Origin of the sequence: Actinophytocola glycyrrhizae, from assembly GCF_042653545.1 — a bacterium.
GTDB classification, from domain to species: domain Bacteria; phylum Actinomycetota; class Actinomycetes; order Mycobacteriales; family Pseudonocardiaceae; genus Actinophytocola; species Actinophytocola glycyrrhizae.
Genome location: NZ_JBHSIS010000022.1, coordinates 369,836 through 390,008, shown reverse-complemented (window position 1 = coordinate 390,008; position 20,173 = coordinate 369,836). Strand labels below are relative to the sequence as shown.

The 20,173-nt window shown below is 71.2% G+C and carries 20 protein-coding genes and 1 riboswitch; of the genes, 5 read left to right on the top strand and 15 right to left on the bottom strand.

Annotated features, from left to right (window positions below; genetic code table 11):
• Positions 1-10 precede the first annotated feature (10 nt).
• From ACFPCV_RS32850 to ACFPCV_RS32835, 4 genes are all read right to left on the bottom strand, one after another.
• Positions 11-703 carry a formate/nitrite transporter family protein gene (locus ACFPCV_RS32850; protein WP_378060720.1) on the bottom strand — a complete coding sequence of 231 codons (693 nt, stop codon included), beginning with the start codon at positions 701-703 and terminating at the stop codon, positions 11-13.
• Positions 619-852, bottom strand: coding sequence for a hypothetical protein (locus ACFPCV_RS32845; RefSeq protein WP_378060718.1), 234 nt, complete (start codon positions 850-852; stop codon positions 619-621). Before ACFPCV_RS32845 ends, ACFPCV_RS32850 begins: the two co-directional genes overlap by 85 nt.
• Before the next feature lie 80 nt (positions 853-932).
• Positions 933-2,471, bottom strand: coding sequence for a hypothetical protein (locus ACFPCV_RS32840; RefSeq protein ID WP_378060716.1), 1,539 nt, complete (start codon positions 2,469-2,471; stop codon positions 933-935).
• Positions 2,456-3,211, bottom strand: a complete 756-nt coding sequence (locus ACFPCV_RS32835) for an ABC transporter ATP-binding protein (RefSeq protein WP_378060714.1) — start codon at positions 3,209-3,211, stop codon at positions 2,456-2,458. The genes ACFPCV_RS32840 and ACFPCV_RS32835 overlap by 16 nt, the downstream gene beginning before the upstream one ends.
• Before the next feature lie 64 nt (positions 3,212-3,275).
• Here ACFPCV_RS32835 and ACFPCV_RS32830 point away from each other — a divergent pair, with 64 nt between their 5' ends.
• From ACFPCV_RS32830 to rpsT, 3 genes are all read left to right on the top strand, one after another.
• Entirely contained in the window at positions 3,276-4,223 is a 948-nt protein-coding gene (locus ACFPCV_RS32830; protein WP_378060712.1) for an SPFH domain-containing protein, read from the top strand.
• A gap of 4 nt (positions 4,224-4,227) precedes the next feature.
• Positions 4,228-4,470: a type II toxin-antitoxin system antitoxin gene (locus ACFPCV_RS32825; protein ID WP_378060710.1), complete on the top strand. Its 243-nt coding sequence runs from the start codon at positions 4,228-4,230 to the stop codon at positions 4,468-4,470.
• Positions 4,471-4,663: 193 nt separating this feature from the next.
• On the top strand, positions 4,664-4,924 hold the full coding sequence (gene rpsT, locus ACFPCV_RS32820) for a 30S ribosomal protein S20 (RefSeq protein WP_378060708.1): 261 nt from the start codon (positions 4,664-4,666) through the stop codon (positions 4,922-4,924).
• A 247-nt stretch (positions 4,925-5,171) separates the two neighbouring features.
• Here rpsT and holA read toward each other — a convergent pair whose 3' ends face one another.
• Positions 5,172-6,149 (bottom strand): DNA polymerase III subunit delta, encoded by a 978-nt coding sequence (gene holA, locus ACFPCV_RS32815; RefSeq protein ID WP_378060706.1) that lies wholly within the window; start codon positions 6,147-6,149, stop codon positions 5,172-5,174.
• 148 nt (positions 6,150-6,297) lie between these two features.
• A riboswitch (SAM riboswitch) is annotated at positions 6,298-6,428 on the top strand.
• A gap of 11 nt (positions 6,429-6,439) precedes the next feature.
• Between holA and thrC the strand changes: the two genes are divergently transcribed.
• On the top strand, positions 6,440-7,699 hold the full coding sequence (thrC, locus tag ACFPCV_RS32810) for a threonine synthase (RefSeq protein ID WP_378060704.1): 1,260 nt from the start codon (positions 6,440-6,442) through the stop codon (positions 7,697-7,699).
• Positions 7,700-7,732: 33 nt separating this feature from the next.
• Here thrC and ACFPCV_RS32805 read toward each other — a convergent pair whose 3' ends face one another.
• The 8 genes from ACFPCV_RS32805 to nadD all read right to left on the bottom strand — a co-directional run bounded on the left by ACFPCV_RS32805 (position 7,733) and on the right by nadD (position 15,024).
• On the bottom strand, positions 7,733-8,299 hold the full coding sequence (locus ACFPCV_RS32805; protein WP_378060702.1) for a hypothetical protein: 567 nt from the start codon (positions 8,297-8,299) through the stop codon (positions 7,733-7,735).
• 52 nt (positions 8,300-8,351) lie between these two features.
• Positions 8,352-10,769, bottom strand: a complete 2,418-nt coding sequence (locus tag ACFPCV_RS32800; RefSeq protein WP_378060700.1) for a DNA internalization-related competence protein ComEC/Rec2 — start codon at positions 10,767-10,769, stop codon at positions 8,352-8,354.
• Complete coding sequence (locus ACFPCV_RS32795; RefSeq protein WP_378060698.1) at positions 10,766-11,581, bottom strand: ComEA family DNA-binding protein; 816 nt, start codon at positions 11,579-11,581, stop codon at positions 10,766-10,768. The genes ACFPCV_RS32800 and ACFPCV_RS32795 overlap by 4 nt, the downstream gene beginning before the upstream one ends.
• 142 nt (positions 11,582-11,723) lie before the next feature.
• Complete coding sequence (locus ACFPCV_RS32790; protein ID WP_378060696.1) at positions 11,724-12,581, bottom strand: DegV family protein; 858 nt, start codon at positions 12,579-12,581, stop codon at positions 11,724-11,726.
• Between the two features lie 11 nt (positions 12,582-12,592).
• Positions 12,593-13,339, bottom strand: coding sequence for a diglucosylglycerate octanoyltransferase (octT, locus tag ACFPCV_RS32785; RefSeq protein WP_378060694.1), 747 nt, complete (start codon positions 13,337-13,339; stop codon positions 12,593-12,595).
• Positions 13,340-13,346: 7 nt separating this feature from the next.
• The gene (locus ACFPCV_RS32780; RefSeq protein ID WP_378060692.1) at positions 13,347-13,961 is read right to left on the bottom strand and encodes a histidine phosphatase family protein; all 615 of its coding nucleotides are present in this window, start codon (positions 13,959-13,961) and stop codon (positions 13,347-13,349) included.
• Positions 13,958-14,356 carry a ribosome silencing factor gene (rsfS, locus tag ACFPCV_RS32775; protein WP_378060690.1) on the bottom strand — a complete coding sequence of 133 codons (399 nt, stop codon included), beginning with the start codon at positions 14,354-14,356 and terminating at the stop codon, positions 13,958-13,960. The genes ACFPCV_RS32780 and rsfS overlap by 4 nt, the downstream gene beginning before the upstream one ends.
• A 77-nt stretch (positions 14,357-14,433) precedes the next feature.
• On the bottom strand, positions 14,434-15,024 hold the full coding sequence (gene nadD, locus ACFPCV_RS32770; RefSeq protein ID WP_378060688.1) for a nicotinate-nucleotide adenylyltransferase: 591 nt from the start codon (positions 15,022-15,024) through the stop codon (positions 14,434-14,436).
• 124 nt (positions 15,025-15,148) lie between these two features.
• On the opposite strand from nadD, the gene ACFPCV_RS32765 reads away from it, so the two are divergent.
• The gene (locus tag ACFPCV_RS32765) at positions 15,149-17,251 is read left to right on the top strand and encodes a RecQ family ATP-dependent DNA helicase (protein WP_378060686.1); all 2,103 of its coding nucleotides are present in this window, start codon (positions 15,149-15,151) and stop codon (positions 17,249-17,251) included.
• A 304-nt stretch (positions 17,252-17,555) separates the two neighbouring features.
• Here the strand turns inward: ACFPCV_RS32765 and proB are convergent, their stop codons facing one another.
• Entirely contained in the window at positions 17,556-18,665 is a 1,110-nt protein-coding gene (gene proB / locus ACFPCV_RS32760) for a glutamate 5-kinase (protein WP_378061179.1), read from the bottom strand.
• A gap of 8 nt (positions 18,666-18,673) precedes the next feature.
• Positions 18,674-20,152 (bottom strand): GTPase ObgE, encoded by a 1,479-nt coding sequence (gene obgE, locus ACFPCV_RS32755; protein ID WP_378060684.1) that lies wholly within the window; start codon positions 20,150-20,152, stop codon positions 18,674-18,676.
• Positions 20,153-20,173 lie beyond the last annotated feature (21 nt).

The following is a 20,173-nucleotide window of genomic DNA, read 5'->3' as shown; positions in this document are numbered from 1 at the left end:
CACCCTGTCACTACCCGACCGTTGTCTTCGCCGGCGCCTCGACCACACCGTCGCGGGCCGGGGCGGTGCGCCCGTGGGTCGCGTACATCGTCAGCCCCACGAAGGTGAGGCCGCCGACGAGGTTCCCGACCACGGTGGGGATCTCGTTCCACAGCAGGTAGTCGCCGACCGAGAAGTCGCCGCCGAGCATCAGGCCGGACGGGAACAGGAACATGTTGACGACCGAGTGCTCGAACCCCATGTAGAAGAAGACCAGGATCGGCATCCACATCGCGATCACCTTGCCGGACACGGAGGTCGAGATCATCGCGGCGACCACACCGGTGGAGACCATCCAGTTGCACAGCACACCGCGGATGAACAGGGTCAGCATCCCGGCAGCGCCGTGCTCGGCGTACCCGACTGTCCTGCTCTCGCCGATCACGCCGAGCTGCCTGCCGACCGCGTCCGGGGCCTCGGTGAACGAAAAGGTGACGATCACCGCGATCATGAGCGCGACGACCAGCGCGCCCGCGAAGTTGCCGACGAACACCAGGCTCCAGTTGCGCAGCACCGTGCGCGGCCGCACCCCGGGCCGCTTGTCGATCAGCGCCAGCGGAACCAGCGTGAAGACCCCGGTCAGCAGGTCGAACCCCAGCAGATACAGCAGGCAGAACCCGACCGGGAAGAGCAGTGCGCCGACGAGCGGCTGTCCGGTCTGCACGTCACCGTGACCGCGAACGCGGCGGCGAGCGCGAGGATCGCCCCGGCCATGAACGCGCGGATGATGGTGTCGCGGGTGGACATGAAGGCCTTGGCGGCACCGGCGTCGACCATCTTGGCGACCAGTTCGGCCGGGTTGACGTAGGACATGGAAAGTCGCTCCTTCGGTGGGGACTGGTCGGGAAGTCTCCGCAGCGCGGGCAAGTCTGCACCCCCGCGTCACCGATGACTCACACCCGCTTCGCGACCTGCCCAAGCAGCTCCGGCCCGCGGGCCGCGAGCCGCCGCGCGGCGACCGCGCCCCACCACCAGAACGTCAGCACCCCGATGCCGACGCCGACCGGCACCCCGAGCCACGACACCGCGGGCACGCCGGTGACCTCACCGGCCACCACGAGTGCCACCACCGGCAGTGCCACCAAGGCCAGCAGCAGGCTGATCCCGATCTGCAGCAACGCCCGCAGCAACCCGGGACTCCCGCCGGACGCGAACGGGCTCGCCCGCTGGTCCGGCATCGGGTACCCGGCGAACACCGACAGCAGCACGACCAGTCCGGCGCCACCGCCGAGCAACGCGGGCACCAGCCCCAGCACCCACGGGTAGGTCCCCGGATCCGACACCGCGGGCAGCACCAGCGCGAGGAGGAGCGCCACCGGCCCGACCACCAGCAGCCACGCCACCTGCCGCCCCCGCACGTCCACCCGCTCCGCGCCCGGCGCGACCAGGGTGTGCCACAGCGCGCTGCCGTCCATCCCGTACAGGTTCCCGGCCATGAGACAGCCGAACGCCACCAGCGCGAGCCCGCCGAACGGCGACGGTCCGCTGCCTTCCCCGGACAGCAGCGGTCCCAGCGAGATCACCACCCCGACCAGCACGATCGACAGGATCGTCACCCGCCGCCGCGCGTCCCGCGCCCATGTCCGCAACTCCTTGCCGACCACCGCGCCGACCGGTGTCGCGGGCAGCAGCCCGCCGAAGGCCCGCCCCCGCACCGCACCCGCCGTCGCAGCGACCCGTGTCGTGCGCCGCACCAGCAGCACGCCCCACACCGCGAGCAGTGCGGCGTTCACGACGGCCAGCCCGGCCACGCACGCGAGCGCGACCGGCCACGACGACGTCACCGCGACCGTCCCCCACCCGGACGGCGACCACCGCAGCACCGCCGACAGCACGGGCGACTCACCGTTCACGAGGCCCGGGCCCAGCGTCCGCACCAGCGCCTGCACCAGGAACCCGGACATGCCGACCACCGCGGTCAGCAGGATCCCCAGGTCACGGCCGCGTCGGGACCGCAGCACCGCGCCAAGGGCCGCCATCGTCACCCGCGACAGCAGGATCACGAACACCAGTTGCAGTGGCATGGCCACCACCGCGACCAGCACGTGCGCACCGGACGCGTGCAGGAACAGGCCGCAGAACGCCACCGCGGTCACGATGGCGGGCACCCCGGCGAAGGCCGCCCCCAGCAGCCCCGCGGCCAGTTGCCGGGAGGTCAGCGGCACCAACGCGAAGTGCTCCGGCCGCAACGTCTCGTCGCCGCCGCCGGACAGCACGGGCGCGAACAGCCAGCCGATCGTCCACAGGAGATAGACGGCGGCGAGCACGTCCGCCGCCACCGCGGGATCGTCGATCGGCGCGGCGGCCACCACGAGCGTCGCGCCGGCCGCGAGCAGACCGGCGACGAACCCCAGCACGGTCAGCACGGCCTGTTTGCCGTGCAGCGAGTGCCGCAGCACCCGCCACCGCATCCGGATCAGGACGCCAACCACGACAACCCCTCCGTGCCGCCGGTGCGCCCGCCGACGATGTGCACGAACGCCTCCTCGAGGCTCGTCGCGCCCCGCACCAGGTCCACCGGCCCGGCGGCGACGACCCGGCCCCGCGTGATCACCGCGACGTGGCTGCACAGCTGCTCGACCAGAGCCATCACGTGGCTGGACAGCACGACCGCGCCGCCGGAGGCGACGAACCGCTGCAGGATCGTGCGGATCGTCGACGCCGACACCGGGTCGACCGCCTCGAACGGCTCGTCGAGCACCAGCAGGCGGGGCGCGTGCAGGAGCGCGACGGCGAGGCCGATCTTCTTCCGCATGCCGGCGGAGTAGTCGATGACCAGCCGGTGCTGCGCGTCGGCCAGCTCCAGCACGGTGAGCAGCTCGTCGGCCCGTTCCGCGACCGTGGCCGAGGGCAGCCCGCGCAGCAGGCCCATGTAGGTGAGCAGCTCGCGGCCGGTCAGCCGCTCCGGCATCGACATGCCGTCGGGCAGCACCCCGATCAGGCTCTTGGCACGCAGGGGGTCCGCCCACACGTCGACGTCGAAGATCGTCGCCGTGCCCGCGTCCGGCCGCAGCAGTCCGACGGCCATCGACAGCGACGTCGTCTTGCCCGCTCCGTTGGGTCCCACCAGCCCGAAGAACGAGCCCGCTGGCACCGCCAGGTCGATGTGGTCGACCGCGATGGTCGTGCCGAAAGTCTTGTACAGCCGTGTCAGGCGAAGTGCCTCGCTCATGGACTGGACACTACGCTAATGTGATATCACTTTGCTAGACGCAACACCGCCCGAGGGGAACGCCATGAACGCGACCGATCTCGTCGTCGACACACCGGCCATGCCCGCGCCACACGTGCGTGAGCGCGTGGCGTTCGGCAGCTCAGGGCTGCCGGTGCTCGGCCTGGTGGCGCTCGCCTACCTCGGCGGGCTCGCGCTCCTGCTCATCGGCGTCGTCCGGGCGGCAGGCGGGGAGAGCGACCCGAGGACCTCGGGCATCGTCCTGATCGCGCTGTCGGCCGTGCTGTTCGTCGGCGCCCTCGTCCTCAACGTCGGCCTGATCATGGTGGCTCCCGGCGAGGCCCGCGTCCTGCAGTTCCTTGGCCGCTACGTCGGCACGGTGCGCACGGACGGGCTGCGGTTCGTCAACCCGTTCACCGTCCGGCGGCGCATCTCGACCAGGATCCGCAACCACGAGACCGCGGTGACCAAGGTCAACGACGCCGACGGCAACCCGATCGAGATCGCCGCCGTGGTGGTGTGGCGGATCACGGACACGGCCCGCGCGGTGTTCGAGGTCGACGACTACGACGAGTTCGTGACCATCCAGGCCGAGACCGCGGTCCGCCACATCGCGACGAGCTACCCGTACGACGCGCACGGCATCGACCAGCTCTCGCTGCGGGAGAACGCGTCGGAGATCACCGAGAAGCTGTCCAGGGAGATCGCGGCACGCGTCGAGGCGGCCGGTGTCGAGGTGATCGAGTCCCGCATCACGCACCTGGCGTACGCGTCGGAGATCGCCGGTGCGATGCTGCGCCGCCAGCAGGCGGGCGCGGTGGTCGCGGCAAGGCAGCGCATCGTCGAGGGCGCGGTCGGCATGGTCCAGCTGGCGCTGCGGGAGCTCGCCGAGCAGGAGGTGGTCGAGCTGGACGAGGAACGGAAGGCGACGATGGTCAGCAACCTGCTCGTGGTGCTGTGCTCGGACCGCGAAACCCAGCCCGTGGTCAACACCGGCTCGCTCTACCACTGATTTCGTGCCGGAGCGCAAGAAGGTCCTCCTCCGTCTGGATCCCGCGATCCACGACGCGGTGGCCCGCTGGGCTGGTGACGAGCTGCGCAGCACCAACGCGCAGATCGAGTTCCTGCTCCGCCGGGCGTTGTCGCAGGCAGGACGACTGCCGGACCACGCGGGGAAGCTGCCGAGGCGAGGACGGCCGCCGAAGGCGGAGCCCGTGGACGACGACGGTGACGGCCCGGGAAGCGAGGTGGAGCTGTGACCGCCGCCCACCTGCCGCGCGGCGCGGGCACCGGCAAGACCAGGAGCTTCCAGGCAGGCCGCTGAACCGCCCTGGTAGTCTCACCGGGTCGTGCCCGTGTGGCATTCCGCCCAGGAGGAAACCCGTCCGTTCCGGAGGGGCCACCCTAAATGCGGTCACGACAACCGTGATCGACATCGAGGAGTAGTCCCCCATGGCCAACATCAAGTCCCAGATCAAGCGGATCAAGACGAACGAGAAGGCGCGCCAGCGCAACAAGTCCGTCAAGTCCTCGGTGAAGACCGCGATCCGCAAGTTCCGAGAAGCAGCCGACGCCGGCGACAAGGCGAAGGCCGTGGAGCTGCTGCAGGAAGCCAGCCGCAAGCTCGACAAGGCGGCGGGCAAGGGCGTGATCCACGCGAACCAGGCGGCGAACAAGAAGTCCGCCATGGCGAAGCGCGCGAACCAGATCTGACCCAGATCTGCCCAGAACACCCCGAGGGCGCGCCGGCACAGCCGGCGCGCCCTCGTCATGTCCGGACTTGTCCACAACCGCTCCGGTTATCCACAACCAAGATCGACACCCCACCCACTGACACCCCCATCCGGTAGACTGGCAAGGCGGGATGCCCCCGGGTTCGGGTGGGGGTTGCCCACCGGCCGTTTTCGATGAATCCGCTGGTCAGCGAGCGTCCATCAGGGTCAAGCACACCCGGTGACGGTCAGGTCCGGCGGCGGGCTTCCGCCAGCTTCAGCACGGCCCGCTCCAGCGCGTAGCCCGCGTCCGCCGCGACACCCTTCACGTCCGCGTTGACGTCGGCCACCACCCGCATCGCCATCACCAGGCCCGCCGGGTGCCACCCACGCGACTGCGCCAGCGCCTTGCGGACCTTCCACGCGGGCATCCCCAGCTCACTCGACAGCCGGAACGGGTCGGCCCGGCCCGCGCCGGCCACCTTCGCGACCGTGCGCACGGCGTCGGCCAGCGCGTCGGCCACGAGCACGTGCGGCACACCCAGCTGCATCGCCCAGCGCAGCATCTCCAGCGCACCCGTCACGTCGCCGGTGACGGCCTTCTCCGCGACCGCGAACCCCGTCACGTCCGCTCGGCCCCGGTGGTAGCGGCGGATCGCCTCGACCGTGACCTGACCGTTGGTGTCCGCGACCAGTTGTGCCGCCGCGGCGGCGAGTTCCCTGAGGTCGGATCCGACGGACTCGATCAGCTCTCGTACCGCCTCCAGGTCCGTTTTCCCACCCGCCCGGCGGATCTCGTTCCGGACGAACGATTCGCGGTCACCCGGTTTGGTGATTTTCGGGCATTCGACGACCTGCGCGTCCGCCGACCGCATCGCGGTCACCAGGTCCTTGCCAGGCTTGCGGCCACCACCGTTGTGCAGCACGACAAGCTGCACGCTGTCGGCGGGTTCCTTGACGTAGGCGGCGATCGACACGGCGATGTCCTTGCCCGCCTCCTGCGCACCCTCCAGGACGATCACGCGCCGCTCGGCGAACAGCGAAGGGCTGACGAGTTCCGCGAGCTCCGGTGCGGTCAGGTCGGTCACCTTCACTCGGGTCGTCTCGGCCGTCGGGTCGGCGAGACGCGACGCCTCCACCGCGGCCTGGACGGCCCGTTCGACCAGCAGTTCCTCTTCGCCCAGCACGAGCTGCAGTGCGGGCGGGGTCACGGCGGGCGCCTTCACCCCGCCATCCTCGCATCACCCGCCCACGGCCGGGCCGACGGGCAGGCCGCCGCCCTCGAGGCCCGCTGAACCCGCTCTCGGATGATGGACCTCACATTGGCCGAGTCACGGGGTCGTGCCGTAACGTGTCCGGCAGACAACTGAATACCGCTCATCCAGAGGGGCAGAGGGATCGGCCCGAAGAAGCCCCGGCAACCGGCGTCAGCCGCATCATTCGCGTACGCGAGGACGGCGACGACCACGGTGCCAATTCCGACCCGCACGCGGGACAGATGAGGAGACACCTCGCGATGACGATCACCGCCGACGCCGGCACCACCACGCTCGACCTCGGGCCCGCACGCGCCCTGACCTGCCGGGAATGCGGCAACCAGATTCCACTCGCCCCCGAGTTCGCGTGTAGCGAGTGTTTCGGCCCGCTGGAGGTCTCCTACGAGTTCGGTGATGTCACCCGAGCCGAGATCGAAGCGGGCCCCAGGTCGATCTGGCGGTACCGCGGGCTGTTGCCCGTCCCGTCCGATGTGGACAGGCACCCCAACACCGAGCCCGGCCTCACGCGGCTCGTGAAGGCCGACCGCCTGGGCGCGGCCCTGGGCATGAAGTCCTTGTGGGTCAAGGATGACACCGGCAACCCGACACACTCCTTCAAGGACCGTGTGGTCGGCGTGGCACTCGCCGCCGCACGGCAGCTCGGTTTCCGGGTGCTCGCGTGCCCGTCCACCGGCAACCTCGCGAACGCGGTCGCGGCCGCCGCGGCCCGCGCGGGCTGGGAGTCGGTGGTGCTCATCCCGTCGTCCCTCGAACGGGCGAAAATCCTGACCACGGCCGTGTACGACGGCGCGCTGATCGCCGTCGACGGCAACTACGACGACGTGAACCGGCTCGCCACCGAACTGGCCGCGGAGCACGAGGACTGGGCGTTCGTGAACGTCAACGTCCGGCCGTACTACGCGGAGGGTTCGAAGACCCTCGGCTACGAGGTCGCCGAGCAGCTGGGCTGGCGCCTGCCCGACCAGGTGGTCGTGCCGATCGCGTCCGGTTCGCAGCTCACCAAGGTGGACAAGGGTTTCCGCGAGCTGATCGACCTCGGCCTCGTCGACGGCAGGCCGTACCGCGTGTTCGGTGCGCAGGCCACCGGCTGTTCCCCGGTCGCCGCCGCCTACAAGGCGGGCCACGACGTCGTGACTCCGGTGAAGCCGGACACCATCGCCCGGTCCCTCGCGATCGGCGCGCCCGCGGACGGCCCGTACGTGCTGGACGTCGTCCGGCGCACGGGTGGCGCGGTCGAGAACGTCTCCGACGACGAGGTCGTCGCGGGCATCCGCCTGCTGGCCAGGACCGAAGGCATCTTCGCCGAAACCGCGGGTGGTGTCACCGTGGCCACGGCCAAGAAGCTCATCGAGACCGGCCAGCTCGACCCCGAGGCCGAGACGGTCCTCCTCATCACCGGCGACGGCCTCAAGACCCTCGATGCCGTGCAGGACAAGGTGGGCCCGCGTGCGACGGTGCCGCCGTCCGCGGCCGCGGTCCGCGAAGCCCTGGCCGACTGACAGCCACCTCGCCGTGCTCTGACCCGCTGCGGGTCAGAGCGCGGCGAGCAGGTTCCGCAGAAACCCGGGCGCACCAACACCGAGCACCAGACCGAGCGCCACCCCGACCGTGGCGTCCACGACGTCCGCACCGTGTTCGTACCCGGCACGCACCGTCTCCCCACCGTCTGGTGTGGACAGCCGAGACACCTGTCGCCCGTTGCGCTCCAACCGAGCCCGCCATCGGCCTTCGTGGTGCATCAGGTACTGCCGGCCCGCCACCGTGGCCCGCACGTCGAACGTCGCCCGCCGCATCGCGCGCCGCCCGCAGTCCAGCGGCACGGGCTGCCCGTCGACCGTCAACGTGATCGCGTGCCGGTCGTTGGGCAGGATGCGCGGCGGCCGAACCAGCCACACGAGCCGTCGCTTCAACGCGTCGGGCATGTGCAGCGGCGCGCTGAGCGTCACCCTCGCCTGCCACGGCCCGGTCACCGTCACCACGCGCGGATCCCACGCACCCGTCACGGTGAACGTGCCGAACGCGGCGTCCTGGATCCGGACCACCACCGGCTCGGTGGGCAGATCCGCACCCACAACGGCTTTCCGCAGCTTGTCGAACACCCGGCAAAGCTAGCCGACTCCGAACCTCACCACCGGCAGGACACGAGAAGCCCTATGAAGAGTCGCCAGCCCGTCCCGGCGGTGCCCGCGACGCGCCACGGGTGACCGCCCGCGGCCCGTTGTCCGTCGCGACGATCGCGGTGTCCCCGCTCGTGTCGGTCCGCAACACCAGCGCACCGGTGCGCGCGAGCAGTCGCATCGTGAACGGGCTGGGATGCCCGTAGCGGTTTCCCGCCCCGACACTCACCAGCGCGATCCGTGCCCGCGTCGCCGAGAACAACTCCGGCGACGTGTACCGCGAACCGTGGTGCGGCACCTTGAACACGTCGGCGGACAGGTCCACCCCCGCGTCCAGCAACCGCGCCTGCGCCGACAGCTCCACGTCCCCGCTCAGCAACACCCGCCCCGCGGGCGTGGTCGCCCGCAACACCAACGACGCGTTGTTGATCTCCGTGCCGTCCGACTCCGCCGCCGGCATCACCTCCTTCTCGTCGGGCGCCAACACCTCGATCACCAACCCCGGCCAGCTCAGCCGCTGCCCGGCACTCAGCTGCAACACCGGCACCCCGGCGTCCTGCGCCTTCCGCCGCACGTCCTCCCATGCCCACCGCGGCTGCCGCGCCCTGCTGACGCCCACCGCGCCCACCGCCCGTTCCGACAGCACCCCGTCCAGCCCGCCGACGTGGTCCGCGTGCAGGTGGCTCAGCACCACCAGCGGCACACGCGCCACGTCCAGCCGGTCCAGGCACCCGGCCAGCGGCGCCGCGTCCGGTCCGGTGTCGACCACGACGGCACGCCCGGCCTCACCCGTCGCGAGCACCAACGCGTCGCCCTGGCCGACGTCGCACGCCACGACAGCCCACCTGTCCGGCGGCCATCCGGGCGCGATCACCCGCAGCGGCACGACGACGATCAGCAGACCGGTCAGCAGCAGCCCGATGAGCACCCGCAGCCGTCGCCTGCGCGACGCCGCCGCCAGCAACATCACGCACCCGGCGAGCAGCATCCCGCCGAGCCAGCCCGCAGGCCACGCGATCACCGCTCCCGGGACGTCGGCCGCGTGCCGGGCGACCAGGATCAGCCAGTCCGCCTCCGGGCCCGCCACCCGGACCAGCACCTCGGCGAGCCACCGGGACACCGGCGCCACCACCGCCGCCAGCACGCCCAGCACGGTCGCGGGCGCGACCACCGGAGCCGCCAGCAGGTTCGCGACGACCGCGACGAGGCTCACCTCACCCGCGAACCCCGCGACCACCGGCGCCGTGACAAGGTGCGCCGCCGCGGGCACCGCCAACGCCTCGGCCAGCCCTCGCGGCACTCCCCGCACCGCGAGCCTGTCCGCCCACCTCGGCGCGATCAGCACGAGCCCACCGGTCGCGAGCACCGACAACGCGAAGCCGATGCTCACCGCCATGGCCGGGTCCCACAGCACCAGCCCGATCACGGCGACTGCGAGCGCGGGCAACGCCGCCCGCTGTCGGCCCACCGCCAGGGCCAGCAACCCGACCGCGCCCATCACGCCCGCCCGCAGCACGCTCGGCTCGGGCCCGGCCAGCACGACGAACCCGATCAGGGCGAGCATCGCCCCGGCGGCCGCCGTCCTCGGTCCGCAGCGCAACGTCCGCAGAAGCAACAGCACCGCCACGCAGACGATCGCCAGGTTGCTGCCACTGACAGCGAGCAGGTGCGCGAGACCCGCCGCCTGGAACTCGTCCACCACCTGCGGCGGCAGGTCATCGGTGTCGCCGACGACCAACGCGGGCAACAGCCCACGCGGCTCCGCGTCCAGCACACCGGCCGCGTCCCGGAGGCCCGCACGCAGGGTCTGTGCGACCCGCTGCCACACCGCGGCCGCACTCACTGCCTCCGGCGGTCCCCGGACCCGCAGCACGGCCACGGTCAACTCGCCGGGCTGGGCGGGCGCCATCACCGCGACCGCGGTCACCTGCTGTCCCGGCAGCAACGCACGCCACCGCTCGGCGGGCGCGATCACGACGACCGCGCCCGTGGATCGCACCGGACGACCGGCCGCCACCGCGCTCACGACCCTGGCAGGCACCACCACGGTCCACACGCCGCCCTGCTGCCCACCGAACCCGGCGGAGACCACCGGCTTGGGCCGCTCGGTGACCTCGACCCGGACGACCGCCGAAGAACCGGCCGCCGCGGGCCGCCGAAGCGGGTCCTCCTCGGCGGCGCGCAGCCGGAGCGTGCCGACCAGCCCCACCAGCAGGCTGCACACGAGCAACGACCACGCCAGCCCCGCACGCCACCACCGGGCGACCGCCGACCGGCCACGGAACCTGACCGCCACGGCGAGGCCAACCACGACCCCCGCGAACGCGGTCGCCGCGGACCACCACCAGCCGAGCAGCAGACCGGCCATCGTGGCGAGCCACACCACGAGTGCCGCGGGCACCAGCCGCCAGTCCTGTCTGCCGCCGACCTCGAGCCCCAGCCCGCCGATCATCGCGCCACGACCAGGTCCTGCAGCTTCGCGAACCGGCTCGGCCCGATGCCGTGGATCTCCCGTAGCTGGTCGACGCTGTCGAACCGGCCGTGCTCGGTGCGCCAGTCGACGATGCTCTGTGCGGTCACCGGGCCCACCCCCGGCAACGCGTCGAGATCCGTCAGCGTCGCCGTGTTCAGGTCGACCTTCTCTGGCTCGCCGGAGGCCGTCGCGCCGGTCACCGGCTCGGCACCCGGCGGCGGTGGCACACCGACGTAGATCTGCTCACCGTCGCCGAGCTTGCGCGCCAGGTTGAGCGCACCGAGGTCGGCTCCCGGCACCGGTCCGCCCGTCTCCCGCAAGGCGTCGGCGACGCGGGCGCCCTCCGGCAGCGTGATCAGCCCCGGTCGGGCGACCCGGCCGACCACGCTCACCACGATGGGTGTCTCGGCGGGCCCCCTCGACTCGCTCGCGGCCGCCACCGGCAGCACGGGCGGCGCCTCGTGCTCGGTGCCACCGGAGGACACGGCGACGCCCACGGCGACCATGGCAGCGAGCACCAACCCGCCGACCACCGCGACGGCCAGCTTCCGCCGGCCTGCACCGGCCGTCTCCGGTGCCCACTGCGCCATCAGCCTGCCCGCCGGGCCACGCCACCACGGCTCACGCGACGGCGGGTCGGGTGGATCCACCGAGACGTCGTCCCATTCCTGGTCGGGTGGCAGCTCGGCGGTCTCCACCCTCGGTTCCGCCAGGGCCTGGCCCATCAGGCCGGCGAGCCGGTCCCTGGTCGAGTCGATTCTCCGTTCACGCCGTGCGGTCGTTTCGATCACGGGTTCGACGATATGCGGGAACGGGTGGCTGGCCGGGCCGGTGAGCGCTCGCTGTGGACAAGTCGGCGGGCTGTGGACAACTGCCGGTGGCGGGCGGTTCGAGAACGCCGAACTGTCGGTGTGGTGTGAGAGGCTGGCGGGTTTACCCTTCGACCGGGCACACCACGACAGCGAGCATGCCCGGACCGGTGTGCGCCCCTATCGCCGCACCCAGCTCCGACACGAGACACCCGGACGACGGCGCGACCCGCTCGTCCAGCCGGGTCGCCAGCTCCGCCGCCCGCTCATGGGCGGCGAGGTGGTGCACCGCCAACTCGACGCCGTGCACCCCGCTGGCGGCGCTGGCCTGCTCCGCGAGGTCGACGAGGCGCCCGAGCGCCCGGTGCGTGGTGCGCACCTTCTCCAGCGGCACGATGTGGCCGTCCTTGACGTGCAGGACCGGCTTGACCGCCAGGGCCGTGCCGAAGAACGCGGCAGCGGACCCGATCCGGCCGCCTCTGCGCAGGTACTCGAGGGTCTCGACCATGAAGAACGTGGTGGTCCGTGCGGCCGCCGCCACCGCGGCCTCCTCGACGGACTCCGCCGTGCCTCCCGCCGCCGCCACCGTCGCAGCGCGCAGCACGGCGAAACCGAGGCCCATGACCGTCGTCCGCGAGTCGACCACCCGCACCCGGTCGACACCGACCTCCTGCGCCGCCAACCGCGCCGATTCCCAGGTCCCGGACAGCTCCCGGGAGAGGTGCACCGACACGATGCCCTCCGCGCCCTCGTCGAGCAGCCGCTGGAAGGTGCGGATGAACTCGTCCGGGTTGGGCCGGGAGGTCGTCACCGTCCTCTTGCCGGTCAGCGCGGTCGCCACCTCGACCGGGCCGAAGTCCACTCCGTCCAACCCGGACTGTTCGTCGATCAGCACGTGCAGCGGCACGACGTGCACCGCATGCCGGTTGGCGAAGCCATCCGGCAGGTACGCACTCGAATCGGTGACCACTGCGACCGGCACGGTCGGAGAGCCTACGTGGTCGGTGGCGAAACGAGCGTCATCGCGGCCGGGTCGAGCAGCGCACCGGCTTCGTCGGCCAGGGCCTTGCCCACCAGCTTGTGTGCCTCCCAGCCCCAGTGGATGCCGTCCGGATTGCCCCTACCGCCCAGCACGTGGTCCCCGACCAGCGACGCCAGGTCCAGCAGCGGCACGCCGGCCCCGTCACCCCAGGCCCGGATCGCGGCGGTCCCGTTCAACCGCCCAGAGTGGACGAAGCCGTACGAGCTGGCCCGGTGCACCGGCGGCAGCACCGCCACCGCGGGCAGGTCCGGCCGCAACGCGCGGATCGACCCGAGCACCCGGTCCAGGTAGCGGACGGTCAGCGCGGGCGGCAACGCCACCGGATGACCTCGCAGCGCCCTGGCCAGCCACGGCTGCGCGGCGAGATACCGCTCCCGCGCCCAACGGCGCAGCGGGTCGGGCCGCAGGTAGCGCAGCCCTTCCCGCAGGAAGGTCGGCAGCGGCGATGGCAGGGTGTCCATGCTGCCGACGGCCAGCACGAGCACGTCGGCCTTCGGCAGTTGTGCCCACACCCTCGGGTCACCCGCGAGGGACCAGAACGCGTCACGCGCCGTCCACCCGGCCCCTGCGAACAACTCGGCACGCCCACCCAGTGCGGCGGCGGCGCGGTTGGGCCACAACCGCTCGTCATCCGCGGGGTGGGGGCCGTCCGGTCCGTGGAAGCTCAGCGAGTCCCCGAACACCAACAGGGTCGTCAACGCGGACTCAGCCGGTGATGCCGGCGTTGTACACGATCAGGCGCCAGGACAGGCCACTGGTCGCCCGCCGCGCGAGCACCACCCAGTGGCAGTTCTTGATACCGCCGAGCTTCGCCCACGTGGTGACGGGCAGCTCAAGGAGGTAGCCGGTCAGCGCGGTGATCAGGCCGCCGTGCGCACACAGCACCGCGGTGTCCTCAGTGGAATCGTCGAGGTCGGTCACCACCTCGGAGGCACGCGCGGCGACCTCGACCCGCGCTTCCCCGCCGGGCGGTGTCCAGGTCGGGTCGGTCTGCCAGAGCTGCCGCGCACCGGGCCACTGCTCGTCCACCTCAAGGCCGGTCATGCCCTGCCACAGCCCGAGGTGCGTCTCACGCAACCGCTTGTCGAACCGCAGCGGCACCCCGGTGGCCTCGGTGAAGATCGTCGCGGTGTCGGTGGCCCGCTTCAGGTCCGACGCCACGACGACGTCCGGCGAGAACCTGGCCAGCGCGGGCACCGCGAACCTGGCCTGGTTGCGCCCCACGTCCGTGAGCACGGAGTCCAGCTGACCCTGCATGCGGCTGGAGGCGTTGTAGTCGGTCTCGCCATGTCGCCACAGGACGAGCCGTTGGAGGGTCACGTCGTCCCGCCCTCTCCGTTCGGCTCGGCGGGCAGGCCGTCCGGGTCGAACTCGATGCGCGGGCAGTCCTTCCACAGCCGCTCCAGACCGTAGAAGGCGCGTTCCTCGGCGTGCTGCACGTGCACCACCACGTCGACGAAGTCGAGCAGCACCCACCGACCCTCGCGGGCGCCCTCGCGGCGCACCGGCTTGGTGCCCGCGTTGCGCATCTTCTCCTCGACGTTGTCGACGATGGCGCCGACCAGCCGCTCGTTCGGTGCGGAGGCGATCACGAAGCAGTCCGTGATGACCAGCTGGTCCGAGACGTCGAGCACGATCACGTCGCTGGCCTTCTTGTCGGCTGCCGCGGTGGCGGCGACCAGCGCCAACTCTCGTGCGTCGTGCGTTGCGGCCACGTCACTCCTCGTTCGTAGGTGCTGCTCGCAGCGGGCTGTTCAACCCTGAGAGAGTACCCGTGCGGAGGCCGTTCGGGTTAAGCCTCCCGATACAGGTCCCTCTTGGTGATGTATTGGACAACGCCGTCAGGAACCAAATACCAGACCGGGAGCCCTGAAGCGACCCGTTCACGGCACGCTGTCGAGGATATCGCCATCGCCGGCACGTCGATGAGACTCACCGAACCGGCAGGCAGATGCCGGCTGTCGAGCGGGTAACCGGGCCTGGTCACACCGACGAAATGGGCAAGGGAGAACAGCTCTTCCGCCTGCCGCCAGGACAGGATCTGCTCGAGCGCGTCCGCGCCGGTGATGAAGAACAGCTCCGCGTCCGGGTGAATCCCGCGCAGGTCGCGGAGCGTGTCGATCGTGTACGTGGTGCCGCCGCGCTCGATGTCCACCCTGCTCACCGAGAATCGCGGGTTGGACGCGGTGGCGATCACCGTCATGAGGTAGCGGTCCTCCGCGGCGCTGACCTTGCGGTTGCTCTTCTGCCACGGCTGCCCCGTCGGCACGAAGATCACCTCGTCCAGGTCGAAGCTGGACTGGACCTCGCTCGCGGCGACCAGGTGCCCGTGGTGCACGGGATCGAAGGTTCCGCCCATGATCCCGATCCGACGACCCGTCATAGCTGGTCAGCGTACGTGCACACGGTTCGGCCGGGATGTGTCGCCCACCACTTGTCCGAGCGAATGTCCCTTTCGTTCTGCCTTCTCCTGGCCTCCCTCGGCCCGATGCGCCATCGTGGGTCTCGTGGACGAGCAAGCACTTCGCAATTCAGCAGAGAACCGGCTCCGAGCCCTCGCGGGCGACGGCGCGACGCTGCGGGAGGACCAGTGGACAGCCATCAAGGCGCTGGTCGTCGACCGCAGGCGCGCGCTCGTCGTGCAACGCACCGGGTGGGGCAAGTCGGCCGTGTACTTCCTCGCCACCGCACTGTTAAGAGAGCTGGGCAGCGGACCGACGGTGATCGTCTCGCCACTGCTCGCCCTGATGCGCAACCAGATCGACGCGGCGGCGCGGGCCGGTGTGCACGCGGCGACCATCAACTCCGCGAACCTCGACCAGTGGCAGGACGCCCAGGCCGACGTCCTCGCAGGCCGCACGGATGTGCTGCTGGTCAGCCCGGAGCGGTTGAACAACCCCGACTTCCGCGAAACCGTGTTGCCGGAGCTGACTTCGTCGGCGGGCATGCTGGTGGTCGACGAGGCGCACTGCATCTCCGACTGGGGCCACGACTTCCGGCCGGACTACCGCAGGCTGCGCACGCTGCTGACCGAGCTGCCCGAGGGCGTTCCGGTGCTGGCGACGACGGCGACCGCCAACGACCGCGTCGTCCGCGACGTCGCCGACCAGCTCGACCTCGGCAGGCAGGACACGCTGGTGCTGCGTGGTGAACTGGACCGCGACAGCCTGCACCTCGGCGTGCTGGCTCTGCCGACGCCGCAGGCGCGGATGGCGTGGCTGGCCGAGCACCTCGGCGAGCTGCCGGGGTCGGGCATCATCTACGCGCTGACCGTCGCGTCGGCCCACGAGGTGGCGTCGTTCCTGCGCGACAACGGGTTCGAGGTCGCCGCCTACACCGGGCGGACCGATCCCGCCGAACGGGAGCGGATCGAACAGGACCTGCTGGCCAACAGGGTCAGGGCCGTCGTGGCGACGTCGGCCCTTGGCATGGGTTTCGACAAACCAGACCTGGGCTTCGTCATCCACCTCGGTTCGCCTGCGTCGCCGATCGCGTACTACCAGCAGATCGGCCGAGCGGGACGTGGTGTGGAGCGCGCGGAGGTGCTTCTGCTCCCCGGCGTGGAGGACAAAGCGATCTGGAAGTACTTCGCATCCTTGGCGTTCCCGCCGGAACCCGCTGTGCGCCAGGTGGTCGACGCGTTGACCGCGGCCGGCCGACCACTGTCCACAGTGGCTCTCGAACCCCAGTGCGACCTTTCGCGGTCGCGGCTCGAGATGGTCCTGAAGGTCCTGGACGTCGACGGTGCGGTGCAGCGGGTCAAAGGCGGCTGGATCGCCACCGGTGACGAGTGGCGATACGACAGCGAGCGCTACCAGGGCATCGCCGAGGCGAGGCGGGCCGAGCAGCAGACGATGCTCGACTACCAGTCGACGGACAAGTGCCGGATGGAATTCCTGTTGCGGCAGCTGGATGATCCGCACGCCGCACCGTGCGGCCGGTGCGACAACTGTTCTGGACCGCGGTGGAGCACCGAGGTGTCGTTGGACCGGGTCCAGGAGGCCGGCGAACGGTTACGCCGCCCCGGCGTCGAGGTCGACCCGCGTCGGCAATGGCCGAGCGGTATGGCCAAGCTGGACGTGCCGCTGTCCGGTCGAATCGGCGCAGAGGTGGTCGCCGCACCTGGTAGAGCGCTGGGCCGGCTGACGGACATCGGGTGGGGCAACCGTTTGCGCGAGCTTTTCTCGCCGACCGCCGAGGACGTCCCGGTGCCGGACGACATGATCAACGCATGCGTTCAGGTACTGGCGTCCTGGGACTGGGCGGAACGTCCGGTGGGTGTGGTGACGATCGGTTCGCAGAGCAGGCCGAAACTGGTGTCCAGCCTCGGAGAACGGCTGGCGACGATCGGAAGGTTGACACTGCTGGGCGAGATCGGCTCCGAACCATCGGGCGAGCACCGGGCCAACAGTGCGTTGCGCCTGGCTCAGGTGTGGCGGAAGCTGACCGTCGACGCGCACCTGGCAGAGCGGCTGTTCACGGTGAACGGACCGGTGTTGCTGGTCGACGACCGTCTCGACACGGGCTGGACGATGACGGTCGCGACCAGGCTGCTGCGGGAGGCAGGCGCACCGGCCGTACTGCCGTTCGTACTGGCGACCACCACCTGACCCACCTCCATACGCGACATCACGGACGTGCCGTCCCGCGCCAAGGCGCGACGGAGGCGGCGGCACCCGAGCCGGCAGCATGACCGGCCGACTCGGGTGCCGACCTGGTGCTCGCGACCGCAGGCCCATGCGTCGCGGCCAGCACCGAGCACGCAACCGCCGTCACGCGGCTCGTTCATTGAAAACTCCACGTGGACAATCAACCAACGGCATCCACTCCGCCCACGGATGGCCACCGTCTTGGACCGAACACTCGGCGCCGTCACGGAAGACCTTCCGGTTTCTGTCCGGTCGGTGGCGGGCGTCAGCGGCGGAGCGGGACCAGGTCGTCGGCGTGGACGACCTCGCGTCGGTGTTCGGGGGCGAGGTCGTGGCTGGAATGGCCGATCAGGGAGGGCAGCTCGGTGGCGTCGAAGGCGACGACTCCCCTAGCCACGACGTCGCCATGCGGGTCGGTCAGTTCCACCACGTCACCGGCCTCGAAGTCCCCGGTCACCAACGTGATGCCCGCGGCCAGCAGCGAGCGGCGCCGGTTCACGACCGCCTTGACGGCGCCGTCGTCCAGCTGGAGTTTCCCGCGGGGGTCGGCGGCGTAGGCCAGCCAGAAGCGGCGTGGGGTGAGGCGGCGACCACCGGCCGCGAAGGCGGTGCCGACGTCAGCAGGGCCGAGTGCGCTGCCGGCGTCGGCGGCGGCGGCGAGCAGCACCGGGACACCCGCCGCCGAGGCCAGCCGGGCCGAGGCGAGCTTGGTGGTCATGCCGCCGGTGCCAACGGCCGAACCGGCATCGTCGGCCTGCACATGTGCCACATCCGCGTGGTCCAGCACCTCCGCGATGCGCTGCGCCCCCGGGCGGCGGGGGTTGCCGTCGTAGAGGGCGTCGACGTCGGAGAGGAGGACCAGTGCGTCGGCACCGACGAGGTAGGCGACGAGCGCGGCGAGCCGGTCGTTGTCCCCGAAGCGGATCTCCTCGGTGGCGACCGTGTCGTTCTCGTTGACGACCGGGACCACCCCCAGCGCCAACAGGCGGGACAGGGTGCGCTGGGCGTTGCGGTAGTGGGCACGTCGGACAACGTCGTCCGACGTGAGCAGCACCTGGCCGACGCGGAGGCCGTAGCGGGAGAAGGACGACACGTAGGCGTGGCCGAGGACCAGCTGGCCGACGCTCGCCGACGCCTGCTGGGTGGCGAGGTCGCGGGGACGGCGGCTGATGCCCAGTGGTGCGAGACCGGAAGCGATGGCGCCGGAAGACACCAGCACCACCTGGCTTCCCGCGGTGCGGCGGGCGGCCAGGGCGTCGACCAGAGCGTCAAGGCGGGCCGGGTCCAGGCCGCCCTCCGCGGTGGTGAGGGAGGACGAACCGACCTTCACCACGATCCGTCGCGCGGCCGCCACCTGCGACCTGGTCGCGGACAGCACTCCGGTCACGACAACTCGTCGTCTTCCTGATCGTCGGTCTGGTCGTCGGCCGGTTCCTGGCTCGACGGGGTGCGGCGGGCCATCTTGGCCGCCTTGCGCTCGGCCGCGCCGACCCGGCCGGTGCGTTCGAGCCGGGGGTCGGTGCCCCGCTCGTGCATGGTCATGTCGATACCGGCCTGCATCGAGGGCTCCCAGTCGAAGGTCACGCCGCCGATGGTGACCGGGCAGCCCGGTGTGGCACCCCGCTCCGCCAGCACCTTCTCGACGCCGAGGCGGGCGAGACGGTCGGCCAGGTACCCGACGGCCTCGTCGTTGTCGAAGGCGGTCTGGCGGACCCACCGCTCCGGGCGTTCGCCGAGGACGATGAAGCCACCCTCCTGCTCGGGGTCGTCGACCACCGTGAAACCCGCGTCGTCGACCGCGGTTGGACGCAGGACGATACGGCTCGCCTCGAGCGACGGGCGGCTCGCGCGGTCCTCATCGACGATCTTGGCGAGCGCGTAGGACAGCTCGCGGAGGCCTTCGTGGCTGGCGGTGGACACCGCGAAGACGGGGAACCCGCGGGCCTCGAAGTCGGGGCGGACCATTTCGGCCAGGTCACGGGCGTCCGGCACGTCGATCTTGTTGAGCACCACCACGCGAGGGCGCTCTGCGAGGCTGCCACCGAGGCCGGGCGTGTAGCGGGCCAGCTCGTCTTCGAGGGCGTCCAAGTCGGACACCGGGTCGCGGCCGGGCTCGTAGGTCGCGCAGTCGATGACGTGCACGAGCACGGAGCAGCGCTCGATGTGGCGGAGGAAGTCGAGACCGAGTCCCTTGCCCTGGCTGGCGCCGGGGATGAGGCCAGGCACGTCGGCGACGGTGAAGGTGGCGTCGCCGGCCGTGACGACGCCGAGGTTGGGCACCAGCGTCGTGAACGGGTAGTCGGCGATCTTCGGGCGGGCCGAGGACAGCACGGAGATCAGCGACGACTTGCCTGCCGACGGGAAACCGACGAGGCCGACGTCGGCGACCGAACGCAGCTCGAGCACGAGGTCCGCGGCCTCGCCGGGCTCGCCGAGGAGGGCGAAGCCGGGGGCCTTGCGGGCTTTGGACGCGAGAGCCGCGTTGCCGAGACCACCACGGCCGCCACGGGCGGCGACGAACCGGGTGCCGTTGCCGATGAGGTCGGCGAGCACCTCACCGTCCTCGGTGAGCACGACAGTGCCGTCGGGCACCTTCAGCTCGAGGGACTCACCCGCCGCACCGTCGCGGTTGCTGCCCTGCCCCTGCTTGCCGTTGGCGGCGCGAGCGTGCGGGCGGAAGTGGAAGTCCAGGAGCGTGTGCACCCCGGAGTCGACGACGAGCACGATGTCGCCGCCGTTGCCGCCGTTGCCGCCGTCCGGACCGCCGAGAGGCTTGAACTTCTCGCGGTGCACCGAGGCGCAGCCGTTGCCGCCGTCGCCCGCGGCGGCGTGGATGACCACGCGATCAACGAATCGGGACACTGCGAAACCTTCCTAGAACGC

What these genes read in the sequence shown, in the direction of transcription:
- ACFPCV_RS32800 (WP_378060700.1), bottom strand. Translation starts at nt 10,769, where the DNA reads ATGATCGGCGGGCTGGGGCTCGAGGTCGGCGGCAGACAGGACTGGCGG.
- ACFPCV_RS32845 (WP_378060718.1), bottom strand. Translation starts at nt 852, where the DNA reads ATGTCCTACGTCAACCCGGCCGAACTGGTCGCCAAGATGGTCGACGCC.
- ACFPCV_RS32835 (WP_378060714.1), bottom strand. Translation starts at nt 3,211, where the DNA reads ATGAGCGAGGCACTTCGCCTGACACGGCTGTACAAGACTTTCGGCACG.
- thrC (WP_378060704.1), top strand. Translation starts at nt 6,440, where the DNA reads ATGACGATCACCGCCGACGCCGGCACCACCACGCTCGACCTCGGGCCC.
- rpsT (WP_378060708.1), top strand. Translation starts at nt 4,664, where the DNA reads ATGGCCAACATCAAGTCCCAGATCAAGCGGATCAAGACGAACGAGAAG.
- ACFPCV_RS32830 (WP_378060712.1), top strand. Translation starts at nt 3,276, where the DNA reads ATGAACGCGACCGATCTCGTCGTCGACACACCGGCCATGCCCGCGCCA.
- nadD (WP_378060688.1), bottom strand. Translation starts at nt 15,024, where the DNA reads ATGACGGGTCGTCGGATCGGGATCATGGGCGGAACCTTCGATCCCGTG.